Source organism: Streptomyces sp. NPDC003036, from assembly GCF_040611175.1.
In the GTDB taxonomy this organism is placed as follows: Bacteria; Actinomycetota; Actinomycetes; order Streptomycetales; family Streptomycetaceae; genus Streptomyces.
On record NZ_JBEXNO010000005.1, the window covers coordinates 12,810 to 36,168 of the forward strand.

Genomic DNA, 23,359 nt, shown 5'->3' on the forward strand with positions numbered 1-23,359 from the left:
TCCTCAGTGAAGGCTCGCGCCCTGCGCGCGCAGCTCGCGCTGGACAACGCCCGCAGGGACGTCCTGCGGGCGTTTGCCCTGGGTCGCGGCGAGGGCGGCGCAGACGCCCGCCGCCTGTCCGGTGGCCATGGCGATCGGCATGACGCGGTAGGAGGAGTGGGCGACGTGGTCGCCGGAGATGCAGCGGCCGGCGACCAGGATCCGGTCCACGTCACGGGGAAAGAGGCAGCGCAGCGGGATGTCGTAGGACCGGCCGCGCGGGAGCCGTTTGAGTGTGGTGCCGCGGCCGCTCGGGTTGTGGATGTCGACGGGGTACGCGCCGCGGGCGATGGCGTCGTCGAACGTCCGGGCGGTCAGCACGTCCTCGCCCGTCAGCTGGTACTCGCCCGTGATCCGGCGTGTCTCGCGGACCCCGATCTGGACGCCGCTCTGCACGACGTACGAGTCGGCGAACCCGGGCACCCGGGCCTTCAGGAAGCGGGCGATCTGCGCCATCTGGCGGTGGGCGGTGAACTCCGCGCGGGTGAGGTCCCAGACGCTGGTGCCGAGCACCTCGGTGACGCGGGTGGAGTTGACCGCGACCTCGCCGGTGTTGGGGGTGGCGAAGAAGAGCACGTCCTCGCGCGGCAGGTCGAGCTCCCCGGCGTCGGTGGCGGCGCGGACCAGGTCCCACAGCCCGTGCACGCCCTTCCACTGGTCCGGGTTGGCGCGGGCGTACGCGGCGAACCGCTCCTGGTCGAAGCGGGCCATCCGGAACATCAGCGTCATGGGCTGCGTCCAGCCGTCCTCCGGCCGGCCGATCTCGTACGAGGCGCCGGCCGCGGCGGCGATGTCCCCGTCGCCGGTGCAGTCGACGATCACGTCCGCGTCCATGACCAGGGGCCCGGACTTGGTCTCGAACACGGCCCTCGCGCGATCGGGCAGGTCGACGACGCCGGAGGCGAAGGCGTGCAGCAGTGTGCGCACCTCGTGGACCTCCAGCAGCTCGTACAGCACGAGCTTGAACAGCTCCGGGTCGAAGGGGACCGTGTAGCCGGTCTCCAGTGAGGGGCGGATCGCCGCCCCGGCGCTGACCAGCCGGTCGAGCAGCGTCCGCAGCACACCGCCGACGACGGGCTCGCCCTCGCCGTGGTCGGGCGGCAGGAGCCGGGAGGGATCGCCGACGACGGCCTGCTTGACCTCGTTGTGGAAGCTCATCAGCGGCATGACCAGCGCCGCGGTGGCGTTGCCGCCGAGGAATCCGTACCGCTCGACGAGGACCACCTCGGCGCCCGCGTTCGCCGCTCCGATGGCCGCCCCGATCCCGGCCGGCCCGCCCCCGATCACCAGCACCTGCGTGGAGCCGGCGTGCAGCGCCTGGCGTGGGGGCAGTTGCACGCTCCGGGGGACGCGGGGCGGCATCAGGTGGGTCACGGTTCCTCCCTGGGGAGCCGGTGGTTCGTCCGGGTCAGCCGACCGGGGCCGGGGCCGGCGCGTCGCCGTGGACGAGCGCGCGGGGGGCGATGCGGTCCAGGTAGGCGAGGAGCCGGTCGGTGGTCTCCGCGGCCCTCACCTTCATCGCCGCCGTCCGGGCGGCCGTGTGCGCCGCGCGTGCCGACCGCTCGTCCCACAGGCGGTCCACCTCGGCCAGGAGGGGGCCCGCGGCCTCCCTGACCACGCCGCGCAGGGCCGGTGCGCCGATCTCCTGCGCGAAGTCGAAGACCTTCCCCGCGTAGGGCAGGGGCAGCAGCGGGACCCCCGCGAGCGCGGCGAAGATCAGGAAGTGCAGCCTCATGCCGATGGCCAGGTCCAGCTGCTTGACGATGTCGAGGACCTGCTGCGGGCGGTAGCTGCCGTGCAGCACCCGGCAGCGCTGGGCCTCGATCATGTGGGCGACCACGGCGTGCGCGTGCCGGATGTCGTCGCGTTCCATCGGCACGAAGACGACGTGGGCGTCCAGCCGGTGGACGAGGAAGTCGCCGACACTGGCGAGGAGTTGGTGGTAGCCGTCCTCGTCGAGGTGCTCGGCCGCACGGCCGGGCTCCCGCACGCTCATGCCCACCAGCCGCACCGCGCTGGGTACGGCCTCCGCCCGGAGGAGCTCACCGCCGCCGTCGCCGGGTTCGAGGAGCAGCGCCGGGTCGGCGGTAACCGTCACCGGCCGGTTCAGCCCGGCCTCCTCCAGGACCAGCTTCGACTCCTCGTCGCGGACCGTCACCTCGGCCGCGCCGGAGAGCGCCGTACGGACCCAGGCGCAGTCGGCCTCGTCGCTGAGGGGCCCGGCGCCGACGGCGTACGTGAAGACGGGGACGCCGTACTCCTGTGCGGTGCCGGCCAGCCGCAGGTAACGGCGCGCCTCGGTGTTGTAGAGGATGCCGCCGCCGCCGAGCACGAGCACGTCCAGCCGGCGCAGGTGCTCGGAGATCCGCTCCCTGTTCACACCTTCCCAGCCGACCACCTCCACGTCGGGGTGGAGGAGGCGGCTCTCGTCGGGATTGCGGGAGAAGACCACGAGGTGGGCGTCGGGGCGCCCGGCCCTGATGCGGTCCAGCATGGCGGTGAGGATCGCCTCATCGCCCACGTTCCGTCCGCCGTAGGAACCGAGGACTCCTACGGTCACGGTGCTTCGGTCGTCCATGGTCGACCCCCTCGCCGCCCGTCGTGTACTCCTACACCAGTTCACCGCATGGCGAGATTTACGCATCTCGGGAGGCGGAGACGCGGCTCCGGTGGTTTCCGGCCATCGTCCCCGGGGGGCCCGCATGGACCGGGGCGCGGGGGGAACGAGCGCTCTCACCCGAGGCGTACGGCGCCTGCCGGGAGACGAGAGGAGAACTGTTGTGCTGATGGCTCACCCGGCCGTCCTGTCCCAGCTGATCGAGGAGTACGAGACCCTCAAGGCCCTCCACGCGGAGGCCGGCGGCCCGGCGGTGCAACAACGTCTCGAGGACGTCACCTACACGCTGTGCGTTTCCACCGGCACGCAGGACGGCGAGGCCGCCCTGCGTGCCGCACGCCGGCAGCTGCTCCGTACGGCGTCGGACGAAGAGTCCCTCCTCGCCGGATGAAGGGGGGCGCACCGGCAGCCGCGAGGCCGGGCCGACAGCGCACGCATAGGGCGGCGGACGGCGGGCACGCGGAGTGGTACCCGAAGGTCGGGCAGTGAACGGAAGGAGATGCTGTGTCTTTTCTCTGGGCCATCATCGCGGGACTGATCATCGGCCTCGTAGCCAAGCTGGTCCTCCCGGGACGCCAGCCCATCCCCCTGTGGCTGACGGTCCTCCTCGGTATCGTCGGCGCCGTGGTGGGAAACGCGCTGGCCTCCGCTTTCGGAGTGCGGGAGACCGGTGGCATCGACTGGATCCGGCACATCTTCCAGGTGGGTATCGCAGCCCTCCTCATCGGCCTCGTCAGCCCCATGTGGGCCCGACGACGCACCCGAACCCACGCCTGACCCCCGGCACCACAGCCCCGTCGGCCACCGGCTGACGGGGCTTTCGCCTGCCGTCCCGCCGGCCGGCGTCAGCGCAGGTCGAGCCGCATCAGCACCCGGGGGCAGCCGGCCAGCACCGAGGTGGTGTCGGCGGCGTGGACGAACCCGGCGCGCTCGAAGTTCTTCCGGATCCCGGCGTACGCCATCGTCAGGTCGACCCTGGCGTCGCCGGCGTCGCCGTTGTCGATCGGATAGGCCTCGACGGCCGGTGCGCCGTGGGCGCGGGCGAACTCGACCGCGCCGGCGATGAGGGCGTGCGAGATCCCTCTCTTGCGGTGTCCGGGGCGTACGCGGACGCACCACAGCGACCAGACCGGCAGGTCGTCGACGTGCGGGATCTTGCGGTTGCGAGCGAAGGAGGTGTCCGCGCGCGGGGCCACGGCCGCCCAGCCGACCGGCTCGCCGTCGTCGTACGCGAGCACCCCCGGAGGCGGATCGTTACGGCACAGCTCGGCGACGTACTCGCCCCGGGCCGGCCCGCGGAGCTCGTTGTTCAGCTTGGACGGGATCCGGTAGCTCAGGCACCAGCAGACGTTCGCCCCGGGTGACCTCGGGCCGAGCACGGTGCGGACGTCCTCGAAGACGGAAGCCGGACGCACCTCGATGGTCATGGCACCACGATGTCACGAGGCCCGGGCGGGTGTCGCGGCCAGGGTGTCCGGTGCGCCCCGGGTACGGCCAGGGTGCCACGGGGCCCCGCCGGACCGGGGAATGCCCCGGGCCGGCCATGGCCGCCGTCCGCGCCGCCCGCGCCCTGGCTTCGTGGCACAGCCCCTGCCTGTTCGGTGTTCCAGGGCCTCCCTCGCCGAGGACGGTCCCGCTCACCGCCCTGGAGTTCACCGTCGCCCGGCCGGCCACCACGGGCTTCACCAACCGGGCAGATCGCGGGCGAGCTGATCTCAGCGTCAAGACGGTCGGGTACCACCTCAGCAACATCCACGCCGAGCTCGGCATCTCCTCCCGCATGGGCCTGATGGACCGTCTGGCGGCCCTGTCGTCACCCGTCGCCTCCACCTCCCCCGGCGGCGCCGGGAGCGACCTTCACGCGCTGATCCGCCTCGTTACCCCCTGTGCGCGGGCTTCGTTGTCCCGGTGCTGCCGGCCGGCAGCACCGTGTGACGGGAGGCCGCAGGGTGTGGAAGAACAGGATCGCAAGGGCGTTGGGCGCGCTCACCCTCTCGGGCGTGCTCTGCGCGACGGTGGTGGCGCCCGCCGGGGCCGCACCCGCGCCCTCCTCCGTGCCCGCGAGGCAGCGGAGCCTGACGTGCGACGGCCCCGCGCTCGACTGCGTACGCGACGCGAAGCGCGTACTGGCGCGGCTCCGCGACGGTCTCGGGTGCGACCACCGGGCCCCGTTCCCGTCCATCTACACGCACCTGCAGCAGTCGCTGGAGGACACGGTCCGGCGGCCGGGCTCCTTCGACGAACCGCAGTGGCTCGCGGGGAGCCTGAACACCGGTTTCCTCAACCTGTACCTGGACGCCTACCGCGCCGACGACGCCGGGCGGCCGGTTCCGAGGGCCTGGCGGATCGCCTTCGACGCGGCCCGCACCGGTGATGTGAACGCCGGTCAGGACGTCCTGCTGGGCGCCAACGCCCACATCCAGCGGGACATGCCGTACGTCCTCGCCGCGCTGGGCCTCACCCGCGCCGACGGCACCAGCCGCAAGCGCGACTACGACCGCTTCCAGGCGGTGGTGGACCGCGCGTACGGTCCGGCCGTACGGGAAGTCGCCCGGCGCTACGACCCGTTGGTCTCACTCGCCGACGACCGGTGGAACCCGATTGCCGGGTACACGGCGCACGGGCTGTTCAGCCTGTGGCGCCAGCGGGCCTGGTCCTACGCCGAGCAGCTCGCCGAGGCCGAGGCTGCCGGGGGCCCGGCGGCCCGTGCCCGCGTGGTCGACGCCATCGAGGCGAACGCGGCGCAGTGGGCGACCCTGCTGGCCGTGGTGGAGGTCCCGGGCTACCGCACGCTGCGCGACACGTACTGCCAGGCCCAGCGGGAGGGTGTGACGGCCGGTGAGGTCGCGGCCGCTCCGTAACGGACGGCTGGTCATCCGTTCCCGGTGGTGCCGTCCGGGCCGGCTTCCGCGGTGCCGTTCTCGCTGCCGTTCTCGCTCACCTGGTCCATGACCCGCTTGCCGATGACGGCGGCCGCGGCGAGCGCGCTGCCGACGAAGGCGGCGGCCAGGGTCCAGGGCTGGTCGAAGCGGTGGCCGGTGGCGTGGTCGAGGGAGAACCGGCCCGCGCCCGCCATGCCGAGGGCGGCGGCGGTGAAGCCGAGGAAGGCGGGGTACTCGAAGCCGCCGGACTGGTTGAAGAACCCGGCCGGGGCGTGCACGGAGACGGCCCCGGCCATGGCACCGGCCGCGATGGCCCCGGCGGCGGGCGTGGCGAGTCCGAGGGCGAGGAGCGTGCCGCCGCCCGCCTCGCCGAGCCCGGCGGCGATGGCGCTCTGCCGACCGGGGCGGAAACCCATGGCCTCCATGGCCTTGGAGGTCCCCGCGATGCCTCCGCCGCCGAACCAGCCGAACAGCTTCTGGGTGCCGTGCGCGGCGAGTACCGATCCGGTGCCGACCCGCAGGAGGAACAGGCCGAGGTCGCGTCGGGTGGTGCGGTCCATGGAGGTCTCCCGGGGCATGCGGGTGGGGGCGTACGCCTCCACTCTGGCCGCCGTACGGCCCCGAGTCGGCCCGTTGCTGGGCCGTCCGGGTCATGGCCGCCGCATCACGGCACCGAACTGGTGCGCTACATTTTGCGCGCTTGACCGCGATCACCATGATCTTTTCATCGATACGGAGCCGGCATCTCAATGAGCGACATCGTCAATGGACTTGGCCGGGCCAGCGCCTACGGAGCCCTCGGCGTGGTCCTGCTGATTCTCGGCATCGTCCTGGTGGACGTGCTGACGCCCGGAAAGCTCGGCCGGCAGATCTGGGAGCAGCGCAACCGCAACGCGGCCCTGCTGCTGAGCTCGGCCCTGCTCGGTATCGGCGGCATCGTCTTCACCTCCATCTGGACGACGTACACGGACTTCGGCAAGGGGCTGGTGTCCACCGCGGCGTTCGGCCTGCTGGGCCTGGTGATGATGGCCGTGGCCTTCTGGGTGGTCGACCTGATCACGCCGGGCCGGCTGGGTGCCACGCTGGTCGAGCCGGAGCCGCACCCGGCGGTGTGGGTGACGGTGTCGTGCAACCTCGCGGTGTCGGCCATCATCTCGGCGTCCATCGCCTAGGCCCTGTTCGGCCGATGGGGCCGATCAGGCCGGGCCGTGGCCGTGGAGCGGCTCCACCTCCAGGAAGCGCCGTTTGCGCGGGCCTCGGTAGAGCAGCGCCTCCCAGCCCAGCGGGGTGAGGGCCCGGGCGCACGCGGACAGGGCGGTCTCCTCCTCCTGGGCGGCTCCGCCGCCGGGCGGGCCGAGCCATTCCACCCGTACCGTCCCGGGCCGCTCCCCCGCCGTGACGCGGTACCCGGTCGCGACGCGCCGGCCGTCCGCGTCGACGGCCGAGGGCGTGATGCCGGCGGCCTCCAGGGCCAGCGCCACGGCCCGGACGGGCTGGTTCAGCTCCCAGGCGGCGGGCAGGGCCCCGGGGTCGCCGCCCCGGGTGCCGGTCAGCCGCCTGATCTGGAGCATCCCTTCGAACGCGACCCGCACCTCTGCGGCGCGGCGCTCCGCCGAGGCCCCGTCCGCCGGGGCCGGGCCGTCGCCCGTGGCGGCCTCGAAGCCCGCGCCGGTCACCGGAGCCTCCGGATGTCACCGCGCACCCGGTAGAAGCCGCCCGACGCGGCGTGCAGCGCGTCGACGACGTACCGCGCGCCCGGCTCGCGTATCGCGCGCGGGAACTGGACGTTCCACGACCGGTCGTAGCCGTCCGACACGACGTGGACGCGCGTCCGGCCGCCTTCCTGCACGCACTCGACGACCACGGAGCCCGCGGGGGCCGTGGTCACCGTCGTCACCGAGGCGGCGGCGGTGGCCGGGGCGTAGGTGGGCAGGGCGGCGGCGAGCTTCACGTCGCGGGCGACCGGGACCGTGCCCTGCTGGGCGGCCGCGATCGCCGCCTCGCTCGCGTCCACGCACACCAGCGAGCCGTCCGTGGTGACCAGGTACAGCCGCTCGTCGCGGTACTGCATGGAGAGGGCCGAGCCGCTGCCCGTGCCGAGCTTCCACAGCCGCGTGCCGTCCCGGTCGAAGCAGTACACCGACGACGCGCCGTCCCCGGCGAAGACGAAGCGGCCGCCGGGCGAGGTGGCGCACGAGTACACCGCGCTGTCGCAGCCGTACGTCGCCTCGATGGCGCCGGTGGCCTTCGACAGCCGCTGGACGACGCGATGCCCCGTGCCCGCGTACACGGCGTCGTCCTCCTGCCAGCCGAAGAGCACCGCGCCGCGCGTGGGCGTGTGCCACAGCTCGGATCCGCCGTCCGGGGTGTGCGCCGTCACGCCGTGGGTGTGCCCGTGGTAGACGGCCCGGTCGTCGGCGCGCACCATCCAGGCGTGTTCGCCGCGGCCGCCGCGCGCCCACTGGTGCTCGTCCTCGTGGTCGATGACGGTGAGCCGTCCGGCGCGGTCCGCGACGTTGAGCACGCCCTGGTGGATGTCGAGCCAGAAGATGTCGACGTCGGCGGCGATGTCGTACGCCGCGAACGGCAGCTTCGACGACAGGTCGTACACGCGGCCGTCGTCGCAGCCGGCGTAGATCCAGAAGTCGTCGGCGACCAGGCACTTGACGCCGTCCGGCAGCTGGTAGCGGGCGAGGACCTCGCCGCCGTGCGCGAGGGTGTAGACGTCACCGGCCTGGTTGCCCACCCAGCAGCGCTCGTCGTCGATGTGGATGCCGAACGCCGCGGAGCCGGTGCGGAACCGCCACAGCACCGGCGCGACCCGGCGGGCGGTGGAGGGCGCCGACGTCACCTGGCGGCGCGTCACCGAGCGGGGGGCGCGCTGCCCCTGCACGGCCGGGGCGTACCCCTTGCGGACCTTCTCCCCTATCTTCTTGGCCGCCGCGGCCTGGGCCTTCTCGGTCGTGGGGAACGTCGACGTCTGCGTCTGCCCGGCGGCTCCGATCCGGCCGTACCGAACGGTCACGACCTGCCCCTCCACCGTCACTTCGTAGAACTTGTGCGCGCCGCCACCGTCCTGCGACAGCTCCAGATACGTCTTCGACATGGCAGACCTCTCCCCAGGTCAGGCCCGGCGGCGTGTTCCCCGGGTCCCACTGCCTGAACAGTAGAAGCCGCCACTGACAATCGGCCCGGCTCCCGGTCGGAGCAGTCCGGCGGGCGGGACGGGGGCCCGGGCGGTGACGATGGACGGGCCGGGAACCGATCGGACCAGCGAGGAGCCGGGAGCAGGGGGCCAACGGCCAAAAGCCAGGAGCAAGGAGCCGGTAGCGAGGAGCATGCGTGAGCCTGGGTGAGCCGAGGAGGCGCCGGTCGCGGACCGCCGTCTCCGTCACCGTGCTCGCGGTGTTCGCCGCCGCCTCGCCGTGGCTCACGCCGTCCGCGGCCCCGCCGCCCGGTGCGGACGTCGCGCAGGGGCGCGCGCCCTCCGGGAGCGGCCGCCATCAGGGGCCCCGGCCCGCCATCGTGCTCCGGGCGGCGTGGCGGGCCGAGAGCGTGGACACGGCCCCGGCGGGCGTCCGGTACGCGCCCGCCGTGAGGGCCGCCGTCATCCACCACACGAGCACGCCGAACGGTTACGACTGCGCGAGCGTACCGAGCACGCTGCGCGGTCTGTACGCCGGGCACGCGCACGGACGGCACTGGGACGACATCGGCTACAACTTCCTCGTCGACGCCTGCGGCACCATCTACGAGGGCCGGGCGGGCGGCGTCGACCGGGCCGTCGTGGGCGCGCACACCCGCGGGTTCAACGAGGGGACGGTCGGCATCGCGGCGATCGGCACCTTCGACGGCGGCGAGACCGTCCCGGAGCCGATGCTCGCCGCCATCGCCCGGCTGGTCGCCTGGAAACTCGACCCCCTCGGACCGGACCCGCGCGGCAGCGTGGCGCTGGTCTCCACCAACGACGAGGCCCGGTACCCGAAGGGTGCGAAGGCCCTGCTGCCGGTGGTCGGCGGGCACGCGGACGGCTATCCGACCCGCTGTCCGGGTGCCGCTCTGTACGCGAGGCTGCCGGACATCGCGGCCAGGGCGGCCCGTATCCAGCACCGTTGAGAGCGCCGCCGGGAACGCCGCCGGGGGTACTGGGACGTCAGTCCGGGAGGCCGAAGTCCTGCACCCACCATGGGCCGTTGGAGCGGAGGTTCACGCCGACGCCGATGTCCTTGAAGGCGCAGTTGAGGACGTTCTTGCGGTGCTCGGGACTGCTCATCCAGTCGCGCATGGCCCGCGCCGGGCTCCGCGGCCCGCGGTGGATGTTCTCGCCCCAGGTCCTCCAGCTGTAGCCGGCGGCCTCCATCCGCTCGCCGGCGTCACGGCCTTCGGGCGTGTCGTGGCGGTAGTAGCCGCGGGCGGCCATGTCGTCGGCGTGTCCCTGGGCGGCGGCCTTCAGCCGGCTGTTGGTGCGCAGGGCGGAGCAGCCGGCTTTCCTGCGCTCGGTGTTGGCGAGGGCGACGATCTGCTCGGCGTACGAGGCCGCCGTGCCGACGGCTCTCTCCACGCCGGAGCGGGGCATGTCCGCGGCCTCCTGCGGGTGCGCGGGCCGGCCGCCCACACCGGCCCTGACGGCTTGCGCGTCGCCGTCCGTACGGGCGGTCCCGACGATCACGGCGACGACGGTGGCAGTCGCTGCCGCCACCGTGCCGCTGAGCACCGTGCCAAGGGCCGGTCCGCCGCCGCGTATTCGCGCCCGTTCCGCTCTTCGCCCCCGTAGCCGGGCGCGGCCATGGTCGTGGTCGTGGTCGTGGTGATGGTCGTGGTGCGGGTGGTGAGGGCGTTGCTTGTGCACGTGTATCTCCCGATCTCCTCGGGGGCGTACCCCACTCGGCCTACCGAGCCCGGAGGGGCCTCGCCCCGGAGTGGCCCGTCACGTGGTCACCGCGGGCCGGTGCACCGGCCGACAGCAACGCGACAAGGGTGGACATATAGATGATTATGTCGACGTGAGCATTCAGGGTCAGGTCGATCACCTCGCGGCCGACGACGGCAGGGCACCGACCATGGGCGTCGAGGAGGAGCACTTCCTCGTCCATCCCGGCAGCCGGGCCGTCGAGTCGGCGGGCCCCCGCGTCGTCGCCCGCGCCGCGCGGGTCCTGGGCGATCCGGTCTCCGGTGAGTACACCCAGTGCCAGGTCGAGGTGAAGACCCCGCCGTGCTCGGACGGAGCGCGGCTGCGGGCGGAGCCGGCCGTACGTTCCGGCGGAGTTCGTGCTGGGCGAGCACCCCCAGCGCGCGTGGCCCGGCCCACGTCCGGCGACGGACCCGCCCTGTGGATGGTGGACGCGGGGCGGCAGGGCGAGCGGGGCGTACGGCTCGCCCCCGCCGTGCTGGACGCGGCGGAACGGCAGCGGGCGGCCGGCGGCCGAGGACGACGGGGGCGTGCACTTCTCCCTCTCGCACAGCGACGATCTGGTGCTGCTCGCGTTCGCCGCCGTACCGGTCGGCGTGGACGTGCAGAGGGGTCCGTTCCGCTCTGCAACCGGCGGAGGCGCGGGAGCTGGCCGCGCTGCCGGAAGCGGAGCGCCCGGCGGCCTTCGCCCGGGCGTGGGTGCGCAAGGAGGCGTACCTGAAGGGCATCGGAACGGGCCTGGGCCGCTCGCCGTCGCTGGACTACGTGGGTACGGGCCCGGATCCGGCGGACGGCCCGCCGGGGTGGAGGGTCTCCGACGTGGTGGTGCCGGAGGACTTCACGGCCGCGGTGGCGGTGCGGCGGAGCCCCTGAGGATCAGGTGCCCGGCGGCGCGGCGTCGCCGGTGACGACCAGGTGTTCCGCGGCAGCCCGCGCCGCGGTCAGCGCCGCTTCGCGATCGGTACCGCGCTGGCTGAGGACGACGCGGGTGCTGAGGCCGTCGAGGAGCGCGAGCAGCAGGTCGGCCCGGTCCGGGATCTGCTCGGGGGTGATCCCGAAGCGCCCCTGGGCGACGCCCTTGGCGAGGAGCGCCTCCAGGTCGGTCTGCCAGGCGCGGTCCAGCTCCTCCTGCGCGTCCCGCAGCGGGCCCTCCCCCGTCGTGCGGGCCCAGAGCTCGATCCACAGCGTCCAGCGCGGGTCGCGGGGTCCGCGCGGCAGGTACATCCCGAGGAACAGGTCCAGCTTGCGCTCGGCGGTGGTACGGCGCGTGAGGAGGGCCCGCCGCTCTTCGCCGAGCGCGGTCTCGCTCCAGCGCAGGGCCTCCAGCAGCAGCCGGTCCTTGCTGCCGAAGTAGTACAAAATGTGGCCGCCGCTGGTGCCGAGGCGTTCGGCGAGGGACGCCATGGTGAGGGAGGCCAGGCCGTCCTCGGCGATGACCGTCATGGCCTCTTCGAGCATCCGCTCCTGCGCGATGCGTCCGTCCCGCCGCCGCGCCGTTGCCGCCACGCGCCCATTCCTCCAGTCGGCCGCCACCTTGTCGTGCTGTCCGTCGTGACCTTATCCCGCGGATCCGGTTCCGGGTCTTGACGTGTGCGGAAGCATGCCACATCTTGAATGCCGTTCTAAGTTCTAGAACGTCATTCAAACTTTCCGAGAGAGGTCCGGATGAGACACGCCACCGGTGTGGAGAGCGACGAGGTCTTCCGGGTCGAGACCCACGGCATCGACACCATCCCCGACGAGGACCGCCACGGCAGCCCCAAGGACCTCTTCTGGCTCTGGTTCGGCTCCAACCTCACCTTCACGTACGTCATCAACGGCGCCCTCGCCGTCGCGTTCGGGCTCTCCTTCTGGCAGGCGACGGCCGTCGTCGTCATCGGCGGCCTGGCCTTCTTCGTCGTCAGCGCCGCGGGCCTCAGCGGCATCCGCACCGGCACCGCGACGCTCGTCATCTCGCGCGCCGCCTTCGGCCACCGCGGCAACCTGCCCGCCGGAGTCCTCAACTGGGTGGTCAGCATCGGCTACACCGTCGTCAACACGGTGGTGGGCACCCTCGCCCTCGAAGCCTTCCTCGCCGACCTCGGCTGGGGTTCGCCCGGCGACGCCGGCCGCGCCCTCGCGCTCCTGGTCACCCTGGCCCTCACCTTCGTGGTGGCCATGTGGGGCCACGCCACGGTGCAGGTGGCCGAGCAGTGGCTCGCCTACGTCCTCGCCGCCGGCTTCGGCGCGTTCCTCGTCTTCACGATCCCGCAGGCCGACTTCGGCGCCCCGGCCGCCGCGGCCGTCCCCGCCCTGTCCGCGTGGAGCTGGGCGCTGGTCGTCGCGCTCTCCAGCCCGTTCTCGTACCTGCCGATGCCCGCCGACTACACGCGCTACCTCCCCAAGGACACCTCGCTGCGCGCCATCACCTGGAGCGGGGCGCTCGGCGGCTTCCTGTCCTCCGTGGCGCTCGGCGTCGGCGGGGTGGCCGCCGCGACGGCGACGGACATGACGGACGCGGTGGCGGGGGCCGAGTCCCTGCTCCCCGGTTGGTTCCAGCCCCTCTTCCTCGTCCTGGTGCTCGGCGGCTCCGTCACCAACTCGATCATCACGCTCTACTCCTCCAGCCTGAACCTCCAGGTCCTCGGCATCCCCTGGAACCGCGCCAAGACCATCGTCATCAGCGCGGCCGTCACCGCCGCAGGCTCGCTCGCCGCGCTGTTCCACACCGACTTCACCTCGTCCCTCCTCTCCTTCCTGTCGCTGCTGATCATCGTGTTCGCGCCGTGGAGCGGCGTGTTCCTCGCCGACATGCTGCTGCGCCGCTGCCGGTACGACGCCCACGCGCTGCACGCCGGCCGCGGCGGCGCCTACTGGTACCGCGCGGGCTTCAGCCCGGCCGGCATGGCGGCGCTGCTCAGCGGGCTCGTGTTCGCCCTGCTCACCTGCGACTCGGAGCTGTGGACCGGCCCCCTCGTCGCGCCCCTCGGCGGCGCCGACCTCACCCTGCTGGGCTCGGTCGTCGCGGGCCTCACCTACTGGGCGCTGAGCCGCCGCACCCGCCTCCTCACCCCCGCCGTCTGACACTTCTCAGGAGCACCCCCGCATGTCACCCTCCCCCGCCGACCTGGTCCTGCGCGGCGCCCGCGTCCACACCGTCGACCCGCGCCTGCCGCACGCCGAGGCGCTCGCCGTACGGGACGGGCGGATCGTCTGGCTCGGCGCCGACGCGGACGCCGCCGCCTGGACCGGGCCCGGCACCCGCGTGATCGACGCCGCCGGACGGCTCGTCCTGCCCGGCTTCGTCGACGCGCACAACCACGTACGCCTCGGTTCCGACGAGGCCTGCGTCCAGCTCGCGGGCGTCTCCACGCTCGACGGCATCCACGCGCGCATACGGGCCTGGGCCGAGGCCCACCCGGACGCCGAGTGGATCGAGGCGGAGGCGTTCGACTACTCGGCCATCCCGGGCGGCCGCATGCCGCACGCCCGCGACCTCGACCCGGTCACCGGCGACCGCCCCGCCTTCGTCCTCAGCTACGACGTGCACACCGCCTGGCTCAACACGGCGGCCCTGCGCAGGCTGGGCATCGACCGGCACCGTACGGACCTGCCCTTCGGCGACGCCGAGACCGATCCCCTCACCGGCGAACCCACCGGATTCATCAAGAACTTCGCCATCAAGGGCCTGTCCCGGGACGGCCACCGGGCGCTGCGCGAGCTGGGCGTACCGTGGGCATCGCCCGACCGGCAGTACGGGCGCCTCGCCAAGAGCCTCGACGACGCGGTCCGGTTCGGCATCACCACCGTCGTCGAGCCGCAGAACTCCCTCGACGACGTCGCCCTCTTCGTGCGCGCCCGCGCCGAGGGGCGGCTGCGCAGCCGTCTCGTCGCCGCCCTGTTCCACCCGCGCGGCACCGGCGACGCCGACCTGGACGCATTCGCGGCGGCCGCGCGCCGCTTCGACGACGACCGGCTGCGCGTGGGGCCGCTGAAGCTGTACATCGACGACGTGGTCGAGCCGCGCACCGCCGCCCTCCTCGAACCGTACGCGGGCTGCGGGCAGCACCGCGGCGACACCTTCTACCCGCCGGAGGAGTTCGCGGAGCTGCTGGCCCGGCTCGACGCGCGGGGCTTCCAGTGCTTCGTGCACGCCACCGGCGACCGGGGCATCCGTACGGTCCTCGACGCGGTCGCGCACGCCCGGGCGGTCAACGGCCCGCGCGACGCCCGCCACCAGGTGGTGCACGTGGAGTGCCTGGACCCGGCGGACGTGCCGCGCTTCGCCGAGCTGGGGGTGGTGGCGTGCATGCAGCCGCGCCACTGCGCGCCCGAGATCGCCGGTCCGGGCCAGGACTGGGCGGAGAACATCGGCGCGGACCGCTGGCACAAGGCGTGGCCCATGCGCAGCCTGCGCGACGCCGGGGCGGTGCTGGCCTTCTCCAGCGACTGGAACGTCGCGGAGATGGACCCCATGGTGGGCCTGTACACGGCGGTCACCCGCCTGCCGCTCGGCGGTGGCGGCGAACCGTGGATGCCTCACGAGACGGTGGACATCGAGACCGCCGTGCACGGCTACACGATGGGCTCCGCGTACGCCAACTTCCTGGAGGACGACCTCGGTTCGCTGACCGTGGGCAAGCTCGCCGACTTCGTCGTGCTCTCGCGCGACATCCTGCGCTGCGATCCCCGGGACATCCCCGGGACCGTGGCGGAGACGGTCGTGGTCGGCGGCGAGGTGGTCCACACGGCCTGAACGCGCCGTGCGCACCCCGCGTAGTACGGGACGAAGACGACCGTACGAAAAGGGGGCGATCATCCGTGATTCCTCGCATGCTCCGGGCGAAGGCGAGGGCGAGGGCTGCGCGGCTCCGGGTCGACTACCCGCGCCGGGGCCGCGGCGGGGTGCGGCGGTTCCTGCCGTCCTGGCGTCAGGTGCTGGGCCTGGCGCTGCTCTGCTGCGGCGCGCTCGCCGCGCTGGTCGGTTACGTCTACTCCACCGTGCGGATCACGGACGTCAACGCCACCGCCCGCACGGAGGCCACCGTCTACTACTGGGCGGACGGCAGCCAGATGGTCAGCGTCGGGGCGGTCAACCGGCAGAACGTGCCCCTGTCCGACATCCCGGTCTCCCTCCAGAACGCCGTGATCGCGACCGAGAACGCCGGCTTCTACACCGACCCCGGCTTCTCGGTCCGCGGGCTCGCCCGGGCGGTGTCCAACATGGCGCAGGGCGAGGAGATCCAGGGCGGCTCCACCATCACGCAGCAGTATGTGAAGAACACATACCTGACGCAGGAGCAGACCCTCGACCGCAAGCTCCGGGAGCTGTGCCTGGCGGTGAAGCTGTCCAGGAACCTGTCGAAGCAGGACATCCTCCAGGGCTACTTCAACACCAGCTGGTTCGGGCGCAACGCCTACGGGGTGCAGGCGGCGGCGGTCGCGTACTACGGCATCGACGCCAAGGAGCTCGACCCGGCCCGCGGCGCCCTGCTGGCCGCGCTGCTCAAGGGCGGGGATCTGTACGACCCCTCCGTGAGCGAGGCCCACCACCGGCGCGCGGTGGCGCGCTGGCGGTACGTGCTGGACCGGCAGGTGGAGCTGGGGTTCATGTCGCCGCAGGAGCGGGCGAAGTACACCGTCTTCCCGGAGCCGCGCCCGCGGTCGGCGTCCCTGTCCACCAGCCTGTCCGGCCAGATCGGTTACCTGGTGGACGTCGCCAACAAGTACATCGAGCGGCGCACCGGGCTGACCGCCGAGGACCTGGGCCGCGGCGGCTACCGCGTCCGTACGACCTTCGACCGGGCCCTGGTGGAACAGCTCGAACGGACCGTGGAGGACGTCACCGCGCGCTCCCCCGAAGCCGGCGAGGACCTCCAGGTCGGCGCCGCGTCCGTACGCCCGGACGACGGAGCCGTCCTGGCCGTGTACGGCGGCCCCGACGCGACCGAGCACTTCGCCAACAACGCCGACACGTCCGGTGTGCCGGTGGGGTCCGCGTTCCGGCCGTTCGTGCTGGCGGCCGCGGTGCGCGACGGCGGCGACCCGGAGGACGTGGAGGACGGGGACGCGCGGGACGTGGAGCCGGGCGCGGTCCGGGACGTGGCGGTCGGCGCGGGTCTGCTGCCGCAGAGCATGGCGCCCCTGGACCGGTCCTTCACCTCCGGCACGTCGACTCCCAGCGCCGTACGGATGGCGGACGCGTACGCCACGTTCGCCAACGGCGGCCGGCACACCGACCTGTACGCGGTCACGGCGATCAGCCACCAGGGCAAGCCCCTGGAGGGCCTGGAGCGGCCGGGCGAACGGCAGGTGCTGGACGGCGAGGTGGCCGACGAGGTCGTGGAGCAGATGCGGGACGTGGCCGTGAACGCGCTGGACCCGGGCGCCCTGCGCACCGTCGGCCCGGTCGCCGCGGGCCGCACCGACGCCGGGGACGGGCTGCCCGCCGCCTGGTTCGTGGGTGCGACGGAGGAGATGTCGACGGCCGTGACCGTGTTCCGCGCGGAGCCGGGCAAGGACGGTCTGCTGCCGCTGACGGGCGGCGAGGACCTGCCCCTGGGGGTGTGGTCGTCCTACATGACCACGATCCAGTAGGCACGGATACGGGTACGGCGAAGAGGCCGGCGTCCGGGGGACGGACGCCGGCCTCTTCGCGTGGGCGGGCTTGGCTAGGCGGTTCCGCTGAGCCGCGCGAAGACCACCACGTTGTCGGAGTAGTACCGCTGCGACTCGTCGTACTGACCGCCACAGGTGATCAGGCGCAGTCCCGCGTGGTCGATGTTCTTGTAGACCTCGACCGTGGGGAACCGGTTCTTCGGGTACTGCGCGACGCGCTCCACCTTGAACGTCGCCGTCTTGCCGTCCTCGCGCTCGACCTTGATGGGGTCACCGGCCTTGAGCGAGGTGAGCCGGTGGAAGACGGAGGGCGCGCCGTTCCAGGTGACATGGCCCGCGATCACGGCCGGTCCCTCGTCCCCGGGCGTGGGGCCGGGGACGTACCACCCCGCCTTGGCGGGGTCCTGGGGGGTCTCCATGGTCCCGTCCTTCTTCTGCCCGAGCCGTTCCAGGCTGGAGGAGACGCCGATGGACGGGATGGACAGGCTGCGGGGAGCGGGCTTCTCGCTCCCCGCGGGCTGCTGTTGCGCCTGCTGCCCCGGTTCCTGACCCGGTGGCCGCTGTGCGGGCTGCTGTACGGAGGCCGGCTGCGGTGCCTGCTCACCGCCCGCGCATCCGGCGAGCAAGAAGGCCGCCGCCACGACGCCCGCCGCTGCGGCGCGGCCCCTCACGCGCCGCTCCTGCCGTACCGGGCACGCCCGCGCCCCCGGGACCGTACGAGCGCGCCGGCCACCGCCGCCATGCCCGCCGCCCCGGCGCCGAGCAGCGCCGCGGGCGTCCGCGGACCGGCCACGGTGCCTCCGCCGGTCTCGACGCCACCCACCGGGATGGACCCGACGGCCGCGCCTTCCACCAGGCCGCAGACGGCGGGGGCGGTGGCCTCCTGCGGGAGCTTGGGGTCGAGGTCGCTCTTGCCGACGCCGAAGTCGTACTCCTTGTTGCCGTTCGGATCGATGCCGTGCTGCACGACGTGCAGGTCCTTGATGTGGTCGGCGACGTCCTGGGAGACGTTGATGGTCCGCTCGTAGGACAGCTTGCCGTCCTTGTCGGCGACCGGCATGCGGTCCACGGCGAGCCCGCTGTCGGGCGAGGTGTCGCCCTCCGTGGTGAGCGAGATGTTGATGTCGCCGTAGATGGGCACGCCCTCGCTGGTGGTGACGATCCCGTCGCCGTCCTTGTCGGCGCTCGCGTCCGGGCAGCGGAAGTCGTGGCCGTCGGTGGAGCCGTGGATGTGCTGCGCGTGGGGCTGTCCCGGCGTGAGCCCCTCGGACTCGATCTTCACGGTGAGCCGGGTGCCGTCGAGACTGAGCATCACCGTGCCGTTCGCGCCGGAGTCGTTCAGCGGATCCAGGTCGATCTGGAACGCCGTCCCTTCGCCGGACTGCCCTGCGGACTGCCCTGCGGCCTGGCCGCCGCCGTGGTCGTCGGCCGTGGCGGAGGGCGAGACGGCCGCCGCGAGCGCGAGGGCGGCGGGCAGGGCGATGAGCGCGGTGAGGCGGGCCGTACGGCGGGTGGTGCGCTTGACTATCACGATGCGTTCGTTACCTTTCCGGTTCGCCCGTCAGCCGGTGCGGCGGACCTGGGCGTGCTGTGGGGTGGGGGCGTGCGGCGGGAGCGTGGCGACCTGCGCCGTCTCGCTCAGCCGCGTCACCTGCGGGCGGGCCCGGTCGACCGCCGCCGTCTCGGAAGGCGGGGGCGGTGCGGCCCTGTGCCGGTCGTCGGGTCCGTTCGCCACCGAGGACCAGGTGCGCAGGCGGTGGCTGGCGGCCTCGTCGAGGGTCACGGGCCCGCCGCGCTGCTCGGCCAGCCGGCTCGCCTCGCGGCCGAGGGCCGCGACGTCGTCCCAGCCGAGGCTGAGCACCACGGAGAGCTCGGCGCCGCCGCCCGGGAGCCCTTGCATCATCGGTTCACTGCGATCGGTCATGTCGCTCCTGTCGTCGAGCCTGTCGTCGAGGCAGAGACGTGTCGCCGCACCTGGCAGGGCGCAGGTAGCCGGTAGTACGCAGTGCGCGGGCGTCATGTTCACGGCGGGGCGCGGGCATGCGATCGTGGCCGTATGGGTTCGCCATCAGGCAAGGACGTCGCCGTACTGATCGGGTTGCAGGCGTCGGGGAAGTCCACCTTCTACGAGCGCTGCCTGTCGGACCGGTACGCGCTCGTGAGCAAGGACCTGATGCCGCGGAAGGCCCGTCGCAAGCAGGAGCGGCAGATGCTGCTGGTGCGGGAGCACCTGGCCGCCGGGCGGCCGGTGGCGGTGGACAACACCAATCCGTCGCCGCAGGATTGGCAGCCACTCGTGGAGCTGGCCCACGCCGCGGGGGCGACGGTGACGGCGTACTGGTTCCCGCCGGACGTGGCGAGCTCGCTGCGGCGCAACGCCGCCCGCGAGGGCCGCGACCGCGTCCCGGAGGTCGGCGTCCTGGCCACGCTGAAGCGGCTGCGCAGGCCGTCGCCGTCGGACGGGTTCGACGCCGTACGGGAAGTGCGGTTCGACGGCCGCGGCGGCTTCGAGGTGCGGCCGGTACGACCGGGGCCACCGGTACGACCGGAGCGGCCGGAACCGCCGGCGCGGCCCTGAGGCGCGGCCGACGAGGCGGACCCCGGCCGGAGCCGAGGGGCGCTTACCGCTGGTCGGTGGTGCCGGCCCCGTCCAGCGCTTCCCGGATGATGTCGGCGTGGCCGGAGTGGTGGGCCGTCTCGCGGATCAGGTGCAGCAGGATCCGGCGCGCCGACCAGTGGACTGTCTCCGGCGGGGACCAGGGCGTCCGGGGAAGGGGGACGCTCTTGTCCAGGTCGGGCAGGGCGCCCACCGCCTCCTCGAGCGCCCGCGCCGCGGCCTTGTACGCCTCGAGCAGCGCCGGGAGCGTGTCCTCCTCGGTCATGCGGTACTGCCCGGTGTCGAGCATGCCGTCCGGGAGCTCCCCGTCGCCCTTCGCCATGATCCGCGTCCACACCTGTTCGCCGCGGGCCATGTGCTTGACGATCCCGCCCAGCGTGAGCTCGCTGACGGTGGTGCGCTGCCCGGCCTGCGCGTCGGTGATGCCGCGCACCGTGATGAGCAGCAGCTCGCGCTGCTCGGCGAGGGCGCGCAGCAGCTCACCGCGCTCGCCGGGGAGAGGGGAAGCAGAACTCTGCGGAAAAGTGGTCATGAGCCGACCGTAGGAGGCATGTAGGTCGGCAGGTGTCCGCGACTCCGTCGACGCCGAGCGTCAAGGAGCGCCGGGCGACCGGGGTGGGCTTGAGAGGATGGGGTCGGAGTGCCGCACCACTCAGGTGATGAGGAGGACGAGGAGGACTTCATGGACACCGCCGAAGAAGGACGGCAGCAGTTGGACGCGGCGAGCGTCCACAACGCGAAGCAGACGCTCTTCCAGCTGCTCGGCCGGGCGGGGGTCTTCTCCGGCGACGCCGAGGAGCTGATCGGACTCGTCGAGGCCGGTGCCCTCGCCGTCGCGTACCGGGAGGTCGGCGGGATCGGCCGGAGCGCTCCCGGAGAGAAGGGGGAGCTCTACGCATCAGGCTGGCTCGACGGCGCCCAGGCCGTCACGGACGGCCTCGGCGACCTCGCCGAACGGGCGCTGCGCCAGGCGGTCGCCTCCGGCCCGTCGGCCTCCGCTCCGGACGACCGCCCTCCCGTCAGGAAGATGCAGGTGGAACGGGCGAAGGTGGCGGTCACGCCCCTCTACCTCTCCTTCACCGACGTCTCCGACCTCGACCCCGAGGTCTCCGAGCAGGTGCTCACCGCGGTCCTCGGCACCATGGACTCCCGGCAGCGGGCCGGGTACGCGGGACAGCTGGCGGAGTTCGCCTCGGTCCACCGCGTACGTCTGGAGCGGCTGTACGCCGAGTACGGGCCGGGCAGCACCATCGCGATCCACGGCCGGTACTCCCTCATCCACTCCCCTACCAGCATCGCCGTACTGGAACGGCTCGCCACGGCGCCGTCGGAACTGCGGGAGGAGTGGGACGCCGCCGAACTGCCGCCCGCATGGCTGGAGGGCCTCACGACGGCCTGGGGCCCGCCGGCCTGACCCGAGCCGCCGGGGCGTCGCGGCGAGGAGGACGGCCGCCTGGGTGCCGGCGACGGGGAAGTCGGTGGAGACAGGGGCGGCCGTCATGCCGACGCCTCCAGCCACGGGATGTCGGCCGCGGTGTAACGGTAGGCGCGGAAGACGGCGTTGGGCTCGGACGGGAAGAGGCCCCGGACCTCGCTCTCGCCGTAGCCGCCGAAGTGGGGGACGACGTACTCCCAGCACAGGTAGCCGTCGCGCGTCACTTCGAAGAGCCGGCCCGACGGCGAGTCGGTGACCAGCGTGTTGCCGTTCGGCAGGCGCTGCGCGGAGCCCATGAAGGGTGCGAAGAAGAACTCTCGTGCCGGGTCGTGGTACTCCCACACGACGTCTCCGCCCGCCCGGTCGATCTCGATGACGCGGGAGTACGGCACGTCGCGGCCGGGCCGGAAGACGCCGTTGTCGAAGACCAGCAGTCGGCCGTCGTCCAGTTCGGTGGGCGCGTGCTGCTGACTGACCGTTCCGGGGCGGCTGCGCCAGAGGATCCCGCCGGTGTCACGGCTGATGACGACGACGGCCGAGACGCTCCGCAGGCTGGCGAGGACGTTGCCGTCCCGCAGGGGCGTGACGCTGTTGATCAGGGGCCAGTGCTCGCGGGCGTACGCCTCGTGCAACGCGAAGGACTCCCGGTCGAGGTGGTCCGCGGCCCGCCAGGACCACAGGAGTTCACCGTCCGGGCCGACCTCCCTGATGGTGTCGGCCCAGACGACGCCGCCCTCGGCCTCGGAGCCGGGCACTCCGCCCCGTACCGCCGCGGCGTCGGCCCCGGCCAGGGGTTCGAGGGCGGTGTAGAGGATGCGGCCGTCGTCGAGGTGGTGGGCGTCGTGGTGCTGGAGGGGGTCGCGGTGCTCCCGGAGCACGGTTCCGTCGGGGGCGGCGTGCAGCATGACGCCGCCCCGGTACTTGTGCCACATCGGGAAGAGGGCCTTCTCGCCCGGAAGCACGCCGTTGTAGGCGAGGGTTCCGTCGGCGAGGAGCCGGGCGTGGCGGCCGGGGCGGTAGGGGAGGTTCCACTGGTGGACGGTCCGGCCGTGGAGATCGATGAGGTAGACCTCCCCGGTGCCGGTGAGCGGTGCGTAGAGGGTGTAGCCGTCGGACGCGGCGGTCTCGTCGAGGGCGATGAGGCCGGTGGGACGCCGACGGCGTGAGTTCTGGTCGATCAAGGGCATGTCGGAACTCCTCGCGTCAAACTTTCTTTGATGAGAACAACCGACTTTGACGTTAGGGGCGTTGTGTGACGGGCGTGTGTCGGGAGTACGAAACCGTCTCCGGCTGTCTGCCGTGCGCCGCATAAGGTGCCGTCAGACGCCGTCGACCAGGGAGAACGGCGCCACAGGGGCAGGGAAGGACGGGACCATCCATGGAGGAGGCCGTGAACACACCGCGGGTCGGCGCTGCCGTACGCCGCCGGCGCCGGGCACTCGACCTGACGCTCGCCGAGGTGGCGCGGCGCAGTGGGCTCTCCTCCCCGTTCCTCAGCCAGATCGAGAACGACCGGGCGCGCCCCAGCATGCGTTCGCTGCAGCGGATCGCGGACGCCCTCGGCACCACGGCGGTACGACTGCTCGCGGCCTCGGACGAGACCCGCACCGTCGACGTGGTGCGCGTCGGCGACGACAGCGGCCTCGACCGGGAGGCGCGCGTCCGGCCGGTGGTGCGCGGCCGCCATCAGCTGCACGCGCTGGAGTTCACGGGCGGGCACGAGACGGACCGGGAGTTCCGGCACCCCAACGACGAGCTGATGTACGTGGCGGACGGCTCGGTGGAAGTGGAGGCCGACGGCCGGACGCACCGGCTGGGGCGAGGGGACACGCTGCTCCTGTCCGGGGGCGTCCGCCACCGCTGGCGTACGACCGATCCGGCCTCGCGGATCCTGGTGGTCGCGATCGGCGACCACGTGAAGATCCTGGAGTCCTGAAGGGGTTTGCGACGCGGCGGACCGCCACCACGTCAAGGTCACCCGAACGGGCGACCGGCGCCACGGCGGAGCGGGTAGGTGAACGGCGCGAACCTGGCCGGATCCCGCGCCGTTCGACCGGGGGGCGGCGCCGTCCTGGGGGCGCGACCGGCCCGTCGCCCACAAGGGCTCCACCAGGGGTGGCGGAATGTCGACGGTCGGCAGGTCAAACCAGGCCTCGAGCAAGATCACCGCATCGAGGTAATGCCTCGGATCGACTGCGCGAGGCGGGCTGAGGAACCGTTAGGGTTCCCCGAAATCTTGATGGATGGTCAGAGATTCACTCCT

The 23,359-nt window shown here is 72.9% G+C and carries 25 protein-coding genes; 12 read left to right on the forward strand and 13 right to left on the reverse strand.

Going from position 1 to position 23,359, the window contains the following annotated elements:
* Nucleotides 1-3: 3 nt before the first annotated feature.
* Nucleotides 4-1,401, reverse strand: a complete 1,398-nt coding sequence (locus ABZX67_RS05180; protein WP_355355228.1) for an FAD-dependent oxidoreductase — start codon at nt 1,399-1,401, stop codon at nt 4-6.
* 46 nt (nt 1,402-1,447) lie between these two features.
* On the reverse strand, nt 1,448-2,617 hold the full coding sequence (locus ABZX67_RS05185) for a polysaccharide pyruvyl transferase family protein (protein ID WP_355354781.1): 1,170 nt from the start codon (nt 2,615-2,617) through the stop codon (nt 1,448-1,450).
* Nucleotides 2,618-2,819: 202 nt separating this feature from the next.
* Here ABZX67_RS05185 and ABZX67_RS05190 point away from each other — a divergent pair, with 202 nt between their 5' ends.
* Both ABZX67_RS05190 and ABZX67_RS05195 read left to right on the forward strand, forming a co-directional pair.
* The gene (locus ABZX67_RS05190) at nt 2,820-3,047 is read left to right on the forward strand and encodes a DUF5133 domain-containing protein (protein WP_355354784.1); all 228 of its coding nucleotides are present in this window, start codon (nt 2,820-2,822) and stop codon (nt 3,045-3,047) included.
* Nucleotides 3,048-3,160: 113 nt separating this feature from the next.
* Nucleotides 3,161-3,433 (forward strand): GlsB/YeaQ/YmgE family stress response membrane protein, encoded by a 273-nt coding sequence (locus tag ABZX67_RS05195; RefSeq protein ID WP_355354787.1) that lies wholly within the window; start codon nt 3,161-3,163, stop codon nt 3,431-3,433.
* Between the two features lie 68 nt (nt 3,434-3,501).
* Here the strand turns inward: ABZX67_RS05195 and ABZX67_RS05200 are convergent, their stop codons facing one another.
* Nucleotides 3,502-4,083 (reverse strand): GNAT family N-acetyltransferase, encoded by a 582-nt coding sequence (locus ABZX67_RS05200; protein ID WP_355354790.1) that lies wholly within the window; start codon nt 4,081-4,083, stop codon nt 3,502-3,504.
* Between the two features lie 549 nt (nt 4,084-4,632).
* Between ABZX67_RS05200 and ABZX67_RS05205 the strand changes: the two genes are divergently transcribed.
* Nucleotides 4,633-5,517: a DUF5995 family protein gene (locus tag ABZX67_RS05205; RefSeq protein ID WP_355354793.1), complete on the forward strand. Its 885-nt coding sequence runs from the start codon at nt 4,633-4,635 to the stop codon at nt 5,515-5,517.
* Between the two features lie 11 nt (nt 5,518-5,528).
* Here ABZX67_RS05205 and ABZX67_RS05210 read toward each other — a convergent pair whose 3' ends face one another.
* On the reverse strand, nt 5,529-6,098 hold the full coding sequence (locus ABZX67_RS05210) for a DoxX family membrane protein (RefSeq protein WP_355354796.1): 570 nt from the start codon (nt 6,096-6,098) through the stop codon (nt 5,529-5,531).
* A gap of 189 nt (nt 6,099-6,287) precedes the next feature.
* Between ABZX67_RS05210 and ABZX67_RS05215 the strand changes: the two genes are divergently transcribed.
* Nucleotides 6,288-6,710, forward strand: a complete 423-nt coding sequence (locus tag ABZX67_RS05215) for a DUF350 domain-containing protein (RefSeq protein ID WP_355354799.1) — start codon at nt 6,288-6,290, stop codon at nt 6,708-6,710.
* A 24-nt stretch (nt 6,711-6,734) separates the two neighbouring features.
* Here the strand turns inward: ABZX67_RS05215 and ABZX67_RS05220 are convergent, their stop codons facing one another.
* Together ABZX67_RS05220 and ABZX67_RS05225 are read right to left on the reverse strand one after the other, a co-directional pair.
* Nucleotides 6,735-7,214, reverse strand: coding sequence for a hypothetical protein (locus ABZX67_RS05220; protein ID WP_355354802.1), 480 nt, complete (start codon nt 7,212-7,214; stop codon nt 6,735-6,737).
* Entirely contained in the window at nt 7,211-8,644 is a 1,434-nt protein-coding gene (locus ABZX67_RS05225) for a WGR domain-containing protein (RefSeq protein WP_355354805.1), read from the reverse strand. Before ABZX67_RS05225 ends, ABZX67_RS05220 begins: the two co-directional genes overlap by 4 nt.
* 236 nt (nt 8,645-8,880) lie before the next feature.
* Between ABZX67_RS05225 and ABZX67_RS05230 the strand changes: the two genes are divergently transcribed.
* A complete protein-coding gene (locus ABZX67_RS05230) occupies nt 8,881-9,654 on the forward strand; it encodes a peptidoglycan recognition protein (protein WP_355354808.1) in 774 nt (257 codons plus the stop codon).
* 37 nt (nt 9,655-9,691) lie between these two features.
* Here the strand turns inward: ABZX67_RS05230 and ABZX67_RS05235 are convergent, their stop codons facing one another.
* Nucleotides 9,692-10,237 (reverse strand): CAP domain-containing protein, encoded by a 546-nt coding sequence (locus ABZX67_RS05235; protein ID WP_355354811.1) that lies wholly within the window; start codon nt 10,235-10,237, stop codon nt 9,692-9,694.
* 630 nt (nt 10,238-10,867) lie between these two features.
* Here ABZX67_RS05235 and ABZX67_RS05240 point away from each other — a divergent pair.
* On the forward strand, nt 10,868-11,320 hold the full coding sequence (locus ABZX67_RS05240; RefSeq protein ID WP_355354815.1) for a 4'-phosphopantetheinyl transferase superfamily protein: 453 nt from the start codon (nt 10,868-10,870) through the stop codon (nt 11,318-11,320).
* 3 nt (nt 11,321-11,323) lie between these two features.
* Here the strand turns inward: ABZX67_RS05240 and ABZX67_RS05245 are convergent, their stop codons facing one another.
* Nucleotides 11,324-11,953, reverse strand: coding sequence for a TetR/AcrR family transcriptional regulator (locus tag ABZX67_RS05245; protein WP_355354818.1), 630 nt, complete (start codon nt 11,951-11,953; stop codon nt 11,324-11,326).
* Between the two features lie 159 nt (nt 11,954-12,112).
* Between ABZX67_RS05245 and ABZX67_RS05250 the strand changes: the two genes are divergently transcribed.
* From ABZX67_RS05250 to ABZX67_RS05260, 3 genes are all read left to right on the forward strand, one after another.
* Nucleotides 12,113-13,510, forward strand: coding sequence for a cytosine permease (locus ABZX67_RS05250; RefSeq protein ID WP_355354821.1), 1,398 nt, complete (start codon nt 12,113-12,115; stop codon nt 13,508-13,510).
* A 22-nt stretch (nt 13,511-13,532) separates the two neighbouring features.
* Nucleotides 13,533-15,182 carry an amidohydrolase gene (locus ABZX67_RS05255; RefSeq protein ID WP_355354824.1) on the forward strand — a complete coding sequence of 550 codons (1,650 nt, stop codon included), beginning with the start codon at nt 13,533-13,535 and terminating at the stop codon, nt 15,180-15,182.
* A gap of 65 nt (nt 15,183-15,247) precedes the next feature.
* Nucleotides 15,248-17,023 carry a transglycosylase domain-containing protein gene (locus ABZX67_RS05260; protein ID WP_355354827.1) on the forward strand — a complete coding sequence of 592 codons (1,776 nt, stop codon included), beginning with the start codon at nt 15,248-15,250 and terminating at the stop codon, nt 17,021-17,023.
* Between the two features lie 74 nt (nt 17,024-17,097).
* Here the strand turns inward: ABZX67_RS05260 and ABZX67_RS05265 are convergent, their stop codons facing one another.
* From ABZX67_RS05265 to ABZX67_RS05275, 3 genes are read right to left on the reverse strand one after another with little or no spacing between them, the layout of a single operon-like run.
* Nucleotides 17,098-17,715, reverse strand: a complete 618-nt coding sequence (locus ABZX67_RS05265) for a class F sortase (protein WP_355354830.1) — start codon at nt 17,713-17,715, stop codon at nt 17,098-17,100.
* Complete coding sequence (locus tag ABZX67_RS05270) at nt 17,712-18,575, reverse strand: hypothetical protein (RefSeq protein WP_355354833.1); 864 nt, start codon at nt 18,573-18,575, stop codon at nt 17,712-17,714. The genes ABZX67_RS05265 and ABZX67_RS05270 overlap by 4 nt, the downstream gene beginning before the upstream one ends.
* A 30-nt stretch (nt 18,576-18,605) precedes the next feature.
* Entirely contained in the window at nt 18,606-18,968 is a 363-nt protein-coding gene (locus tag ABZX67_RS05275) for a hypothetical protein (RefSeq protein ID WP_355354836.1), read from the reverse strand.
* A 132-nt stretch (nt 18,969-19,100) separates the two neighbouring features.
* Here ABZX67_RS05275 and ABZX67_RS05280 point away from each other — a divergent pair, with 132 nt between their 5' ends.
* Nucleotides 19,101-19,622 carry an ATP-binding protein gene (locus ABZX67_RS05280; RefSeq protein WP_355354839.1) on the forward strand — a complete coding sequence of 174 codons (522 nt, stop codon included), beginning with the start codon at nt 19,101-19,103 and terminating at the stop codon, nt 19,620-19,622.
* Nucleotides 19,623-19,665: 43 nt separating this feature from the next.
* Here the strand turns inward: ABZX67_RS05280 and ABZX67_RS05285 are convergent, their stop codons facing one another.
* On the reverse strand, nt 19,666-20,193 hold the full coding sequence (locus tag ABZX67_RS05285) for a DinB family protein (RefSeq protein WP_355354842.1): 528 nt from the start codon (nt 20,191-20,193) through the stop codon (nt 19,666-19,668).
* A gap of 150 nt (nt 20,194-20,343) precedes the next feature.
* Between ABZX67_RS05285 and ABZX67_RS05290 the strand changes: the two genes are divergently transcribed.
* Nucleotides 20,344-21,075 carry a hypothetical protein gene (locus ABZX67_RS05290; protein ID WP_355354845.1) on the forward strand — a complete coding sequence of 244 codons (732 nt, stop codon included), beginning with the start codon at nt 20,344-20,346 and terminating at the stop codon, nt 21,073-21,075.
* An 83-nt stretch (nt 21,076-21,158) separates the two neighbouring features.
* Here ABZX67_RS05290 and ABZX67_RS05295 read toward each other — a convergent pair whose 3' ends face one another.
* Nucleotides 21,159-22,283, reverse strand: a complete 1,125-nt coding sequence (locus ABZX67_RS05295; RefSeq protein ID WP_355354848.1) for an aryl-sulfate sulfotransferase — start codon at nt 22,281-22,283, stop codon at nt 21,159-21,161.
* Nucleotides 22,284-22,474: 191 nt separating this feature from the next.
* On the opposite strand from ABZX67_RS05295, the gene ABZX67_RS05300 reads away from it, so the two are divergent.
* Complete coding sequence (locus ABZX67_RS05300) at nt 22,475-23,032, forward strand: XRE family transcriptional regulator (protein ID WP_355354851.1); 558 nt, start codon at nt 22,475-22,477, stop codon at nt 23,030-23,032.
* The last annotated feature ends 327 nt before the right edge of the window (nt 23,033-23,359 follow it).